Source organism: Pseudomonas sp. MWU15-20650, assembly GCF_023242475.1.
GTDB lineage: Bacteria > Pseudomonadota > Gammaproteobacteria > Pseudomonadales > Pseudomonadaceae > Aquipseudomonas.
Map to the genome: position 1 here is coordinate 174,427 of NZ_JALJFG010000002.1, position 13,875 is coordinate 188,301.

Annotated in this window: 10 protein-coding genes; 7 read left to right on the forward strand and 3 right to left on the reverse strand. The window is 60.8% G+C overall.

Features of this window, described 5'->3' with window-relative positions:
• Positions 1–57 precede the first annotated feature (57 nt).
• The 4 genes from M5B43_RS02685 to M5B43_RS02700 all read left to right on the forward strand — a co-directional run bounded on the left by M5B43_RS02685 (position 58) and on the right by M5B43_RS02700 (position 7,883).
• The gene (locus M5B43_RS02685; RefSeq protein WP_248748658.1) at positions 58–1,362 is read left to right on the forward strand and encodes a homoserine dehydrogenase; all 1,305 of its coding nucleotides are present in this window, start codon (positions 58–60) and stop codon (positions 1,360–1,362) included.
• A gap of 103 nt (positions 1,363–1,465) precedes the next feature.
• On the forward strand, positions 1,466–2,875 hold the full coding sequence (gene thrC / locus M5B43_RS02690) for a threonine synthase (protein WP_248748659.1): 1,410 nt from the start codon (positions 1,466–1,468) through the stop codon (positions 2,873–2,875).
• 111 nt (positions 2,876–2,986) lie between these two features.
• Positions 2,987–6,565 (forward strand): transporter substrate-binding domain-containing protein, encoded by a 3,579-nt coding sequence (locus M5B43_RS02695; RefSeq protein ID WP_248748660.1) that lies wholly within the window; start codon positions 2,987–2,989, stop codon positions 6,563–6,565.
• Between the two features lie 73 nt (positions 6,566–6,638).
• Positions 6,639–7,883, forward strand: coding sequence for an EAL domain-containing response regulator (locus tag M5B43_RS02700; protein WP_248748661.1), 1,245 nt, complete (start codon positions 6,639–6,641; stop codon positions 7,881–7,883).
• Here the strand turns inward: M5B43_RS02700 and M5B43_RS02705 are convergent.
• Positions 7,852–8,514: a response regulator transcription factor gene (locus tag M5B43_RS02705; RefSeq protein ID WP_248748662.1), complete on the reverse strand. Its 663-nt coding sequence runs from the start codon at positions 8,512–8,514 to the stop codon at positions 7,852–7,854. The genes M5B43_RS02700 and M5B43_RS02705 overlap by 32 nt on opposite strands.
• 206 nt (positions 8,515–8,720) lie before the next feature.
• Here M5B43_RS02705 and M5B43_RS02710 point away from each other — a divergent pair, with 206 nt between their 5' ends.
• Positions 8,721–9,005 carry a DUF3509 domain-containing protein gene (locus M5B43_RS02710; protein ID WP_248748663.1) on the forward strand — a complete coding sequence of 95 codons (285 nt, stop codon included), beginning with the start codon at positions 8,721–8,723 and terminating at the stop codon, positions 9,003–9,005.
• A gap of 172 nt (positions 9,006–9,177) precedes the next feature.
• Here M5B43_RS02710 and M5B43_RS02715 read toward each other — a convergent pair whose 3' ends face one another.
• Entirely contained in the window at positions 9,178–10,062 is an 885-nt protein-coding gene (locus M5B43_RS02715; RefSeq protein ID WP_248748664.1) for a TIGR02285 family protein, read from the reverse strand.
• Positions 10,062–11,261 carry a CaiB/BaiF CoA-transferase family protein gene (locus tag M5B43_RS02720; RefSeq protein WP_248748665.1) on the reverse strand — a complete coding sequence of 400 codons (1,200 nt, stop codon included), beginning with the start codon at positions 11,259–11,261 and terminating at the stop codon, positions 10,062–10,064. The genes M5B43_RS02715 and M5B43_RS02720 overlap by 1 nt, the downstream gene beginning before the upstream one ends.
• 148 nt (positions 11,262–11,409) lie before the next feature.
• Between M5B43_RS02720 and M5B43_RS02725 the strand changes: the two genes are divergently transcribed.
• Together M5B43_RS02725 and recJ are read left to right on the forward strand one after the other, a co-directional pair.
• On the forward strand, positions 11,410–11,952 hold the full coding sequence (locus M5B43_RS02725) for a YaeQ family protein (RefSeq protein ID WP_248748666.1): 543 nt from the start codon (positions 11,410–11,412) through the stop codon (positions 11,950–11,952).
• A gap of 99 nt (positions 11,953–12,051) precedes the next feature.
• Positions 12,052–13,761, forward strand: a complete 1,710-nt coding sequence (recJ, locus tag M5B43_RS02730; protein WP_248748667.1) for a single-stranded-DNA-specific exonuclease RecJ — start codon at positions 12,052–12,054, stop codon at positions 13,759–13,761.
• Positions 13,762–13,875: the final 114 nt, after the last annotated feature.

Below are 13,875 nucleotides of genomic sequence, written 5' to 3' on the forward strand. Positions count from 1 at the left end.
TTGTGCGGCTGTTTTCACGGCCGACCTAGCGTCGGCCGTTTCATGGGGAGTTCTTCAGTGAAACCGGTCAAAGTAGGCATCTGTGGGTTAGGGACCGTCGGTGGCGGTACCTTCAACGTACTTCAGCGTAACGCTGAAGAAATCTCCCGCCGCGCAGGTCGCGGGATTGAAGTGGCGCAGATTGCCACGCGTTCGCCAAAGCCTCAGTTCGAAACGACCGGTATTGCGATTACCAACGATGTCTTCGCCGTGGCCACCAACCCTGAAATCGATATCGTCATCGAGCTGGTCGGCGGCTACACCGTGGCCCGCGAGCTGGTGCTCAAGGCCATCGAGAACGGCAAGCACGTGGTCACCGCCAACAAGGCGCTGATCGCCGTGCACGGCAACGAGATCTTCGCCAAGGCGCGTGAGAAAGGTGTGATCGTCGCGTTTGAAGCCGCTGTGGCCGGTGGTATCCCGGTGATCAAGGCGATCCGTGAGGGGCTCTCCGCCAACCGCATCAACTGGGTGGCCGGCATCATCAACGGCACCGGTAACTTCATCCTTACCGAAATGCGCGAGAAGGGCCGCGCCTTCGAAGACGTGCTGGCCGAAGCCCAGGCCCTGGGTTACGCCGAAGCCGATCCGACCTTTGACGTGGAAGGCATCGACGCGGCGCACAAGCTGACCATCCTGGCGTCCATCGCCTTTGGTATCCCGCTGCAGTTCGACAAAGCCTACACCGAAGGCATCACCAAGCTGACCACGGCCGACGTGAACTACGCCGAAGCCTTGGGCTATCGCATCAAGCACCTGGGCGTAGCGCGCAGCACGCCGGCCGGTATCGAGTTGCGTGTGCACCCGACGCTGATCCCGGCCGACCGCCTGATCGCCAACGTCAATGGCGTGATGAACGCCGTGATGGTCAATGGTGACGCTGCCGGTTCCACGCTGTTCTACGGCGCCGGTGCCGGCATGGAGCCCACCGCTTCGTCGGTCATCGCCGACCTGGTGGACGTGGTTCGCGCCATGACCAGCGACCCGGAAAACCGCGTACCGCACTTGGCTTTCCAGCCGGACTCGCTGTCGGCTCACCCGATCCTGCCGATCGAGGCGTGCGAAAGTGCCTACTACCTGCGCATCCAGGCCAAGGATCATCCGGGCGTGTTGGCCCAGGTTGCCAGCATCCTGTCGGAACGCGGCATCAACATAGAGTCGATCATGCAGAAGGAAGTCGAGGAACAAGACGGCCTGGTGCCGATGATCCTGCTGACCCACCGCGTGCTCGAGCAGCACATCAACGATGCCATTCGGGCTCTCGAAGCTCTTCAGGGCGTGGTTGGGCCGGTCGTCCGGATTCGCGTCGAACATCTAAATTAATTCAGCTGCAAGCGCCAAGCTGCAAGCTACAAGTAAAAGCGAATCTGCTCTGACTTGCAGCTTGTAGCTTAAAGCTTGAAGCCCAAACCGAAGGTTTGCCCCTATGCGTTACATCAGCACCCGCGGCCAGGCACCGGCCCTGAATTTCGAAGACGTCCTGCTGGCAGGTCTTGCCACCGACGGCGGCCTGTACGTGCCGGAAAACCTGCCACGCTTTACCCAGGAAGAAATCGCCTCCTGGGCCGGCCTGCCGTACCACGAGCTGGCCTTCCGGGTGATGCGCCCGTTCGTCACCGGCAGCATTCCGGATGCGGATTTCAAGAAAATCCTGGAAGAAACATACGGCGTGTTTTCCCACAACGCCATCGCGCCTCTGCGTCAGCTCAATGGCAACGAATGGGTGCTCGAACTGTTCCACGGCCCGACCCTGGCGTTCAAGGACTTCGCCCTGCAATTGCTCGGGCGTCTGCTCGATTACGTGCTGGAGAAGCGCGGCGAGCGCGTGGTGATCATCGGCGCCACTTCCGGTGATACCGGCTCGGCCGCCATCGAAGGCTGCAAGCACTGCGAAAACGTCGACATCTTCATCCTGCACCCGCACCAGCGCGTTTCGGAAGTGCAACGTCGCCAGATGACCACCCTCTTCGGTGAGAACATCCACAACATCGCCATCGAAGGCAACTTCGATGACTGCCAGGAAATGGTCAAGAACAGCTTCGCTGACCAGCGCTTCCTCAAGGGCACGCGGCTGGTGGCGGTGAACTCGATCAACTGGGCACGGATCATGGCCCAGATCGTCTACTACTTCCACGCAGCCCTGCAGTTGGGTGGCCCGGCGCGTTCGGTGTCGTTCTCGGTGCCGACCGGCAACTTCGGCGACATCTTCGCCGGTTACCTGGCGCGCAACATGGGCCTGCCGATCAACCAGTTGATCGTCGCGACCAACCGCAACGACATCCTGCACCGCTTCATGAGCGGCAACCAGTACGTCAAGGAAACCCTGCACGCGACCCTGTCGCCGTCGATGGACATCATGGTGTCGTCGAACTTCGAACGCCTGCTGTTCGATATGCACGGTCGCAATGGCGCGGCGCTGGCCGAACTGATGAACAGCTTCAAGCAAGGTGGCGGTTTCAGCGTCGAACAAGAGCGTTGGACCGAAACCCGCAAGCTGTTCGACTCCCTGGCCGTGGATGATGCACAGACCTGCGAAACCATCGCCGAAGTCTATGCGCAGACCGGCGAGCTGCTGGACCCGCACACCGCCATCGGTGTGAAAGCCGCGCGCGAATGCCGTCGCAGCCTGGACATCCCGATGGTGATCCTGGGCACCGCGCACCCGGTCAAATTCCCGGAAGCGGTGGAGAAGGCCGGTGTGGGCAAGGCGCTGGAACTGCCGGTGCACCTGGCTGACCTGTTCGAGCGTGAAGAGCGTTGCACGGTGTTGCCTAATGACTTGAAAACGATGCAAGCGTTTGTCAGCCAGCATGGCAATCGTGGCAAGCCACTCTGATCCACAGGCTGCTACGCGGTAGGCCAAGCCCGTCTTCGTGACGGGCTTTTTCATTCTGGCGAGCCATACTTGCGCGGTCGGCTAACCCGCCAAATCAAGGAAAACCAATCGGTGCGTGTATTGATCCAATGGACAGTGCGGCTGGCGTGCATGCTGGTGCTCGGCCATCTCCCCGCGAGCCTGGCGGCCGTCAGCCTGCCCTTCAAGCTGGTGCCGGCCTTTATCCCGCTTGAGCCTATGCCCCTGGCGCCAGCGGAGCAACAGTGGCTGGCGGCACATCGGACGTTGAAAGTGGGCATTTCCATTGATGACTATCAGCCGATTGACATCACCCGCGACCGTAATCGCTACCAGGGCATCAGTGCCGATTACCTGAGCCTGGTGGGCGCGCGCCTGGATGTGCCCATGCAAGTGCTGGGGTTTGCCGAGCGAGCCCAGGCGGTTGAAGCGTTGCGCAGTGGGGCCATCGATATTCTCACCAGCGCCAATGGTTATGAGCGCGATGTTTCCGGGTTGCAGTTTACTGAGGACTACATGCCCGACCGCTCGGTGGTGGTGCTGCGTCGCGACGACGTTCAAGGCGACGACCTGGCGGGCAAGAAGGTGGTGTTGCTGGACGGCTACGCCAACGTCAAGAACGTGCACGCCGCTTATCCCGACAGCCATATCATGCTCGCGCCCAACCTCTACAGCGGTCTGGAAGCGCTCAAGCAAGGTGACGTTGATGCGTTTATCGGCAATGAGGTAATTGTGCGCGCCTACAAGTCGCTGCGGCCTTACCTGGGTTTACAGATCAAGGAGCAAAGCCGGTTGGCTCCGATCGGTTTTGCCTTCGCCACCCGTGCGGCCGAGCCTTTGCTGGGGGCGATGATCAACCGCGCGCTGGCAAGTATCGACGAGTCGGTACAGCGGGAAATCCTTGCACGTTGGACCACCGGGCTTGGTGTTGGGATCAGCGGTGAACACGTTGAGTTGTCAGCCTCGGAGCAGGCTTGGCTAGTGCAACATCCGCATGTCGTGGTGGTGGCCCAGCAGATGTCGCCTTATGTGTTCAAGGACAAAGACGGCCACTGGGCGGGCTTGAACGTCGACCTGCTGAATCGCATCTCGCGCATGACCGGTTTGCAGTTTGTCTTTGAAGAGGTGCACTCCACCGCGCAAACCCTGGAATGGCTGGAAACAGGCCGGGCGCAAATGAATACCACCCTGGCCGAGAATCAGGAGCGCAAGGCGCTGCTCAACTTCAGTCACGGCTTCGGCGGCTCCGGCTGGGTGTTTGTCGAGCGGGCCGATGCCACGCCGCTGACCGGTTTGAAGCAACTGGACGGCAAGGTGCTGGCGCTGCCGGCGCGCCATGTGTTGGAGAGCTACATTCGCCAGATGCACCCGAACATCGAACTGCGCCTGGTCGATAATTACGCCCAGGCCCGCGAGCTGGTGCAACGCGGTGAGGCAGCCGCAACGCTCCAGACCGAGGTGGAGGTGCAGAGTTACCCGGAGGATGGCTTGCGCATCGGCCGCAGTGTCGACGGCAAGTGGTCGTCCAACTGCCTGTCGGTACGCAAGGACCAGCCTGAGTTACTGAGTATCCTGAACAAGGCGCTGGAGGCCTTGCCGGTGGCCGAGTTGAGTGCCTTGCGCATGCGTTGGATCGGCGCCGTGACGGTTCCGCTACCCGCCTGGCAACGGGTGCCTACCTGGGCCTATTGGACGGTGGCCATGGCGCTCCTGTTTGTACTGGTGTCGCTGGTGTGGAACAGCCGGCTCAAGGGCCAGATCCGCCACCGGTTGGAAGCCGAGCAGCGGCTCAACGACCAATTGGCGTTTAAGCGCGCGTTGCTCGATGGCATGCCCAACCCGGTGTTTGTCCGTGACCTGGCCGGGCGCTTGGTGACGTGCAACAAGAGTTATGAACAGCAACTGGCGACCCGGCTTGAACACATCCAGGGCCTGACGCTGATGGAAAGCGGGGTGATGCCCCAGGCGACGGCCGCGCGCCTGCACGCCGGGCATATGGAACAACTGGTGACGCAACAACCGTTGTTTGTCGACCGGCAACTGGAGTTCAACGCAGGCAGTGTTCACGTCTACCAATGGACGGTGCCTTTCTTCGATGCCCAGGGGCGTTTGCAGGGGCTGCTGGGCGGTTGGATCGACATCAACGAGCGCAAAGTCCTGGAGCACCAATTGATGGATGCGCGCCAGGCTGCCGACGAAGCGAACTACGCAAAAAGTGCATTTCTCTCAGCCTTGAGTCACGAAATTCGTACGCCAATGACGGCCATCATCGGGTTGCTCGAACTGGAGCAGGAGCGCAGCCTGGCCGCCGGCAAGCCCGTGTCCGATGCGCTGCAGGTGGCCCATCGTTCGGCGCGAGAGCTGATTGCACTGATGGGCGACAGCCTGGACCTGGCCAAGATCGAGGCGGGCCATCTGCAACTGGCGCCACAGACGACTGAGTTGAAAGGCTTTTTCGAAGGCATTCAGCGGCTGTTCGAAGCCACGGCACAAAAAAAGGGCCTGCATCTGACCCTGGCGTTTGATCCGGCGGCGCAGGGCTATTACTGGTTCGATCCACTGCGTTTGCGCCAGGTTATGCACAACCTGCTGGGCAATGCGCTGAAGTTTACCGAGCAAGGCGGGGTTCGCCTCAGCGTTACCTGCCAACGGGATGAGGCTGGCGCTGAATACCTGCATCTGTGCGTCGAGGACAGCGGCCCGGGTATCGGCATCGAGCAGCAGGCCCGCGTGTTCAAGCCGTTTACTCAAGTGAGCGCGTTGACCGCGGCGCAACACGGTGGAACAGGGCTGGGCTTGAGTATCTGCCAGCAGTTGGTGGAATTGATGGGCGGTAGCATCCGCCTGGACAGTGTGGTGGGCGAAGGCACAGTGGTGTGCATTGACCTGCGCCTGGATCGCGTCAGCACGGACGATGTGCCGGCCACGCCTGCCGCGACGCGACCCCTCGCTGGGCGCAGTCTGTCAGTACTGGTGGTCGATGACTTGGCGGCCAACCGCCTGGTGCTGGCGCAGCAGTTGCAGTTCCTTGGCCACCAGGTGGTGGCCCTGGACTCAGCCGAAGCCGCCCTGCAACGTTGGCGTGATCAGCGCTTCGACGTGCTGGTGACCGATTGCCAGATGCCGGGCATGTCCGGTTATGCGTTGAGTGAGGCCATCCGCCGCATCGAAGCCGAGGAGCAACGGCCCCGTTGTGCCTTGGTCGGTTGCACGGCGAATGCCATGGAAGGTGAACAACGACGTTGTGAGGAGGCCGGCATGGATGAGCTGCTGGTCAAGCCGGTGACCCTGGAGCACTGGACCCGCGTGCTGGCGCGCGTGGCGCCGGAGCGGTCGTTCGATATCCAGACGTTACGGACCATGACCCAGGCTGATGGGCCGGTGCTGCACAGCATGTTGCGGGAACTGGCAAAAAGCCTGGACCACGAACACGAGGTGTTGGCTTGCGCCTTGGCCGAGCAGGATGTTGCGCGGTTGGGGGCCTCGTTGCATCGGCTCAAGGGTATTTGCTCGCTGGTGGATGCGTTGCCGTTGGCCAAGGCTTGCGTGACCCTTGAAAAATGCGCGCGTGAGCAGCGCGGCACCGACCTTGAAACACCCTGGTTGAGGCTGTCCGAGGTGTTGAGGGCGTTTCGCAGCGACCTGCAACCCTATCTGGATTTGCACGAATAGGACGTGTCCTATGGGGCAATACGCGGCTTTTGACTACTGTGCCGGACTTTGCCCGGTACCGACTCAATTGCCCATGCGATCCCTTAAAGTTCTGATCCTCGAAGACAACCCGTTTCAGCTGATGGCATTGCACCAGATGCTCAATGCCAACGGCGTGTTCAATGTACTGACCGCCGAAAACGTCGAGACCGCCCGCCAGTCCCTGGAGAGCACGGGCCAAGTGGATATCGCTATCTGCGATCTTTACCTGGAGAAGGGCGACGGCCTGGAACTGATCCGCGAATTGGCTGAGCGACGCTTGGCTCAAGTGCTGATCCTGCTCAGTAACGCCGAGCCGGACGTGCTCGAAGGCGTGGCGAATATGGCACGGCAACTGGGGCTCAATGTGCTGGCGTGTCTACCTAAGCCAGCGTCGGCAAAACTGATTGGGCAAGTGTTGACGGATTGCCAGGCGCGTTTGCGGCCGGGGCCACCGGTAATGTCCTGGGAGCGCGTACGCCAGTTATTGAGTCTGAGCGACAGGGAGCCGTTGCCGCCCTCGGCGGGTGTCAGCCAGGCCAGCATCGCGCGCTGTGGCAGGGTCTGGTACCAGCCCATCGTCAACCAGGCCGGGGTGTTGCAAGGTGTCGAGGCACTGGCGCGCTGGCAGTTGTTTGAACCTCAATTGCTGTTACCCGACGACTTCCTGCCGGTGCTGGAGTTTGCCGGAATGGAAGAGGCCTTTACCTGGCACGTGCTGGAACAGGCACTGGGCCTGGCGGGCGAGGTCATGGACGAAACGGGCCAAGTGCTGCCGGTGGCGGTGAATATTCCCGGGCGAATGCTGGAGCGCTCGCACTTTCCGCAGGTGTTGCAAGGCTTGCTGCAACTTCACGGCGTGCCGGCCCAGAGCCTGACCCTGGAATTGGTCGAAACCTCGCGGTTGAAAACCGACAGTGCTCACGTCACGGGGTTGCTGCGTTTGCGAATGATGGGGTGCCAGTTGTCCATCGGTGATTTCGGCGTGGGTGGCACCAGCCTGCAACGCTTGCTGGAATTGCCCTTCACCGAATTGAAGATCCCCCCGGCGTTTGCTTGCGGAATGGCCAGCGATGATCGCAAGGCGGCCGTGGTGGCAGGCGCTATGAGCATGGCCGCGCGTTTGGACGTCGCCGTGGTGGTCACTGGCGTTGAGAGCGCCGCCGATTATCACGCCGTGGGTGAGCTTGGGGCGGCGTGGCTGCAGGGCTGCTTCATCGCGCGGCCGATGGACGCCGAGGCATTGAAGCAATGGATTGCCTTTCAGGCTAGGCCAGCCCGTGTTCCTGCATATAAATAAACAGGGCAGCATCATTGCTCAGGCCAAGTTTGCGCATCGCGCTGACTTTTTGTGCGCTGACGGTCTGCTTGCTGCGGTGCAGGTGCGCGGCGATCTCGCCCACCGTCAATCCGCCAGCCAATAGGCGAATGACCTCCAGTTCCCGAGGTGAAAGCTGTTCCTGGGAATGCAGGCGATCGGCGCCGACGGCCCCTGCCAGGCTCAAGGCTTGACGTATGGCATGGGCGACATAAGGGCGTTGCTGGCGTACCTGGCGGATCGCCTGCGGCAGTTCATCGGCCAGGCTGGCCTTGCTCAGAAGGCCCATGACCCCCAACGCCAGGATGGAATGAAACAAGCCGACGTTGTTGAGCATGGTCACCACCACAATCGGCAGGTCCGGATTGTGCCGGCGCAGTTGCTCGATCAGGCGCAATCCGTCGGCCTGCGGCTCGGCGGGCATCATGAAATCGGTCACCAGTACGTCACAGGCACAGTGTCGCAGCAACTCATTGAGGGCTTGTGGCGAGTTGGCTTCACCCACGATGCTGATGTGCTGGTCACGCTCGAGCACGGCGCGCAAGCCAATCAGGAAAATCGGATGATCGTCGGCGATGACGATACGCAATGGCTGATCAGACGCGGCTCTCAAGGCAGGCTCCCGGGATAATCCAGGGATTCTAGCCTGTCGGTGAGTGTTTTCTCTCTGTCATCTTTGCCGTGCATGCTCATTCGACTCGGGCAGGAGGCTACACAAAAGGTCGAACTTTCTGCTTTGAGCATGGGTCACTTGAATGTCAGCACCTTAGTGACATTTTTGTTTTTCGAACCTTTTCGAATGATTGAGTGGTGATCGAGATGGAAAGTATCAGCCTATTGCTCGAAGAAGCATTGAGCCCTTATCAGGTTACGTTGACCACCTCGGGTGTGCAGGGCGAATGCCTGGTGACCGTGAAGAATCCTGCCGGCGCCATCGTCGTTGAGCGTGAAGTCGATCGCGCGCAATTGACTGACAAACGCGTGCTGGTAGACGTGGTGGATTGCCTGTTGCGTGATCTGAAAATCGCGGAAGGGCGCCTGGAACCCTCGGTGATCGCCGCCCTGCGTAACGCCGCCCAAACCCGTACCGGCATCCCTGCATGAAGAATTATTTTTCTTCGGAACCTTCCTACGGGGCGTCCGGTCAGATTTTGTAACAGCAAGAGCAAGCATTGTGCTCCGGTGTTTGTCGCTTGCTGTACGGGTCTTTTTGTAGGCCACGTTTAACCCCGAGTTGTCTCCCCACTGCTCGGGGTTTCTTTTTGCCTGCGATTTGTCAGGGCTCCGGGGACGGTTGGAAGAAACTCGGGTTGTCGCGCAAATAGTGCTCACGCATGAGCGGATCTAACCACGAAGCGTAGGACTGTTGTAGTTGCTGTTGTGGGATGCCACCTAAAACCTGATTGATTCGTGCCATGGCCTGACGACCCTGAGGCGTGTCCGAGCAACCGATATGGATACGCTGGTAAGGCGCTGAGCCTTTGATGGGATAGAACATCAGGTCTTGTGTATCGATGCCCTGTTGCATGGCGTGATAGCGGATTTCCGGCCAATAGCCCAGAACGGCTTCCAGTCGTCCAAGGCGCTGCATTTGCAGGAGGCTGCCCAGGGCGTCATTGCCGTAATGCAGTGCCAGTGTGTGTGGGTCTGCATCCTTGAGCTGTTCATCGACGGCAGGGCTATAGCTGCGTTCGGCGATTGCGCCAATGCGCGCCGTGTGGGCGCCGAGAAAGGCTTGCAGGTCAAATTGGCCCTCGACAATAAAGGGTGCCATGGTTGGCTGCTGGCTTCGTCGGACGGCCACCCCATTGCTCACCACCACGAACGCCAGGGCGGAAAACGCCGTGTACTGGGCGCGTTCCGCTGTCCACAGCAGCGATGGGTCGCAGGTCAGGGAGGGCGTGCGCAGAATTTGAATGCCACGGGCGCGGTTGACGTGGATCACTTCGTGCCGGTATTCCGGCAGGCGCTCGCTGAGTATCGGTAACAACTTATCCAGCACACCCTGGTCTTTCTGCGGCCCCGCGAAGATGGTAATGGGCGGCAAGTCGCGCAGCAGCCAGCTCAGCGTTTCCTGGGCCTGTGCAGAGAGCGGCCATGTGCCGGCCAGTGCGGTGGCGAGGCACAAGCGAATCAACCCGCGTATGCCGCGATGAGCCATCAGATCGCGCCATCCTCGCGCAGGCGGGTGATGGCCTCGGCGTCGTAGCCCAGTGCATTGAGCAGCGTATTGTTGTGTTCACCCAATTGCGGTCCAACCCATTCACAGCTGCCCGGTGTATCCGACAGCTTGGGCACGATCCCCGGCATCTTGAAGTCCTTGCCATCTGGCAGCTGTGCCTTGAGGAACATCTCCCGGGCCAGAAACTGCGGGTCGCCCAGCATGTCTTCGGCGCTATAGATGCGACTGGCGGGCACTTCGGCCTGATTCAGCTGCTCCACCACCTGCTCCAGTGGCAGCGAGTTGACCCAGCGATCAATCACGCCGTACAGCTCGTCACGGCGAGTATCGCGCCCGTCATTGCTGGCCAGTTGCGGGTCGTTCGCCAGGTCATCGCGGCCGATGGCTGACATGAAGCGTTTGAAGATCGCATCGCCATTGGCACCGATCTGCACGTGCTTGCCGTCCGCGCTGGTATGGATCGACGAGGGGGTAATACCGGGCATGATGTTGCCGGTGCGCTCTCGAATAAACCCGAACACATCGAATTCGGGGATCATGCTTTCCATCATGGCGAAGATAGCTTCATACAACGCCACATCCACAACTTGCCCCAGGCCACCGTTGACCTCGCGATGACGCAGCGCCATCAGTGCGCCGATCACCGCCCACAACGCGGCAATCGAATCACCGATGGAGATCCCGGTACGCACCGGCGGGCGGTCTTCGAAGCCGGTGATGTAACGCAAGCCGCCCATGGACTCACCGACTGCACCAAAACCCGGTTGATCCTTCATCGGCCCGGTTTGGCCAAAGCCCGAGAGCCGGACCATCACCAGCTTGGGGTTCAGCGCGTGCAGGGTCTCCCAGCTCAGGCCGAGCTTCTCCAGCACGCCCGGGCGGAAGTTTTCAATCAGGATGTCGGCGTCGGCGAGCAGTTGCTTGAGGATTGCCAGGCCATCCGGGTGCTTGAGGTTGAGGGTCAGCGACTGCTTGTTGCGCGCCTGCACGAACCACCACAGCGAAGTCCCTTCATACAGCTTGCGCCATTTGCGCAGCGGGTCACCGCCATCCGGGGACTCGACCTTGATCACCTCTGCACCGAACTCCGCGCAGATGCGCGACGCAAACGGGCCGGCGATCAGGGTGCCCAGTTCGATGACTTTCAGGCCAGCAAGTGGTTTGGCATTAAACGACATGGGGATCCTTACGAGCGCGGGACGGAGGTGTATTGCCTTTTAACATAGGCGAGCCATCGAGAGATAAGGATGATGCAGCGCAGTATTCGTTGAATGACCTCGCCATCGGTTAGACTGGCTGCCTTTCCTTGTCTCTAGAAGCCCGTTCATGGCCCAGCCGTCCACGACCTATAAATTCGAACTCAACCTCACCGACCTCGATCGCTCGGTGTACGAGAGCGTCAAACAGACCATCGCCCGCCACCCTTCGGAAACCGAAGAGCGCATGACCGTGCGCCTGCTGGCCTACGCCCTCTGGTACAGCGAGCAGTTGTCGTTTGGCCGTGGCCTGTCGGATGTAGACGAGCCGGCCCTGTGGGAAAAAAGCCTGGATGATCGGGTTTTGCATTGGATCGAAGTCGGCCAGCCGGATGCCGACCGCCTGACGTGGTGCTCGCGCCGTACCGAGCGTACCAGCCTGCTGGCTTATGGCAGCCTGCGCGTCTGGGAAGGCAAGGTGGTCCCGGTGGCGAACAACCTGAAAAACGTGCACATCGCCGCTGTACCGCAGGAAGTCCTCGAGACCCTGGCCAAGGACATGCCGCGGGTGATCAAGTGGGATGTGATGATCAGCGAAGGCACGATCTTCGTCACCGATGACCGTGGCCAGCACGAAGTGCAGTTGCAATGGCTGGTTGGCGAGCGTGGTTGAAAAAGTGTGGGAGGGGCAAGCTCCCTCCCTCATTTGATTTGTGTTGCCTGAAAAATCGTTGTTTAACCGTTGTATCAGAAGAGAAGCTCCCGTCACCCCATGCGTATTGATCCCCGCCCATTGCCCGCTGTCCTGCCATTCCTCGGTGAATTGCCGCCGCTGTTGACCCGTCTCTATGCCGCACGCGGGGTGCAGTCGGAGGCCGAGCTGGATAAGAGCCTGGCGCGGTTGATTCCCTACCAGCATCTCAAGGGGATCGATGCGGCCGTGGACCTGCTGGTGACGGCCCTGGAACAGCGCCAGCGTATCCTGATCGTCGGTGACTTCGATGCCGACGGCGCCACGGCCAGCACCGTCGGTACCCTGGGCCTGCGGTTGCTGGGGGCGGCCCATGTCGATTACCTGGTGCCCAACCGTTTCGAATACGGCTATGGCCTGACCCCGGAAATCGTTGCCGTGGCACTGCAGCGCCAACCACAGTTGCTGATCACCGTGGACAACGGTATCTCCAGCGTCGAAGGCGTAGCGGCGGCGAAGGCGGCGGGGTTGCAGGTACTGGTGACCGACCACCACTTGCCGGGCGATGAATTGCCGGCGGCGGATGCCATCGTCAATCCGAACCAGCCGGGTTGTGAGTTCCCCAGCAAGGCGCTGGCGGGCGTCGGGGTTATCTTCTACGTGTTGATGGCCCTGCGCGCGCGTTTGCGCAGCCTGGGTTGGTATGACAGCAAGCCCCAGCCGAACATCGGTGAGTTGCTCGATCTGGTGGCCCTGGGCAGCGTCGCTGACGTGGTGCCTTTGGATGCCAATAACCGCATTCTCGTCCATCAGGGCCTTGAACGTATTCGTGCGGGCCGTGCGCGCCCGGGGATCAAGGCGATCCTGGAAGTGGCCAAGCGCGATTCGGCGCGTATCACGTCCACCGACCTGGGCTTTATCCTCGGGCCGCGCCTCAACGCCGCTGGCCGCCTGGACGATATGAGCTTGGGGATTGAGTGCCTGCTCACCAGTGACTTCGCCGCCGCGCGGGAAATGGCCGCGCAGTTGGACGGCATGAACCAGGACCGCAAATCCATCGAGCAAGGCATGCAGCGCGAGGCCCTGGCCCAGCTCAAGGACTTGCCGGTGGAGTCGATGCCGTACGGTTTGTGCCTGTTCGACCCGGAATGGCACCAAGGTGTGATCGGGATCCTGGCGTCGCGCATGAAAGAGCGCTATTTCCGTCCAACCATCGCCTTTGCGGATGCCGGCGATGGCCTGCTCAAGGGCTCAGGGCGCTCTGTGCAGGGGTTTCACATCCGTGACGCCCTGGCGGTCGTCGCGAGCCAGCATCCCACCCTGATCACCAAATACGGCGGCCACGCCATGGCGGCCGGCCTGACATTACCCGAGGCGAACTTCCCACTGTTTGCCGAAGCCTTTGATGCCGAAGTGCGCCGGCAACTGCGTGAAGAAGACCTCACGGGCCGCTTGCTCTCCGACGGGACATTGGCCGTGGAAGAGTTTCACCTGGAACTGGCCCGTGCACTGCGGCATGCCGGCCCGTGGGGGCAACACTTCCCCGAACCGCTGTTTCACGGTGTGTTCCAGTTGGTGGAGCAGCGTGTGGTCGGTGAGCGTCACCTTAAAGTGGTGCTCAAGAGCGAGTGTGGGTCAGTGAAGCTTGATGGCATTGCGTTCGGCGTGGACCGCGAGGTCTGGCCGAACCCAACTGTGCGTTGGGTGGAATTGGCCTACAAGCTGGATGTGAACGAGTTCCGTGGGCAGGAAACCGTGCAATTGATGATTGCGCATATCGAACCGCGCTAGATACCAGCGGCGCCGCTAAGCAAATGTGGGAGGGGGCTTGCCCCCGATAGTGGAGTGTCAGTCAATGATGTTGTGACTGATCCACCTCTATCGGGAGCAAGCCCTCTCCCACAT

Bases quoted from the DNA above. Each gene is read 5' to 3' on its own strand.
- thrC (WP_248748659.1), top strand. From the start codon at position 1,466: ATGCGTTACATCAGCACCCGCGGCCAGGCACCGGCCCTGAATTTCGAA.
- M5B43_RS02700 (WP_248748661.1), top strand. From the start codon at position 6,639: ATGCGATCCCTTAAAGTTCTGATCCTCGAAGACAACCCGTTTCAGCTG.
- M5B43_RS02710 (WP_248748663.1), top strand. From the start codon at position 8,721: ATGGAAAGTATCAGCCTATTGCTCGAAGAAGCATTGAGCCCTTATCAG.
- M5B43_RS02715 (WP_248748664.1), bottom strand. From the start codon at position 10,062: ATGGCTCATCGCGGCATACGCGGGTTGATTCGCTTGTGCCTCGCCACC.
- M5B43_RS02720 (WP_248748665.1), bottom strand. From the start codon at position 11,261: ATGTCGTTTAATGCCAAACCACTTGCTGGCCTGAAAGTCATCGAACTG.
- M5B43_RS02725 (WP_248748666.1), top strand. From the start codon at position 11,410: ATGGCCCAGCCGTCCACGACCTATAAATTCGAACTCAACCTCACCGAC.
- recJ (WP_248748667.1), top strand. From the start codon at position 12,052: ATGCGTATTGATCCCCGCCCATTGCCCGCTGTCCTGCCATTCCTCGGT.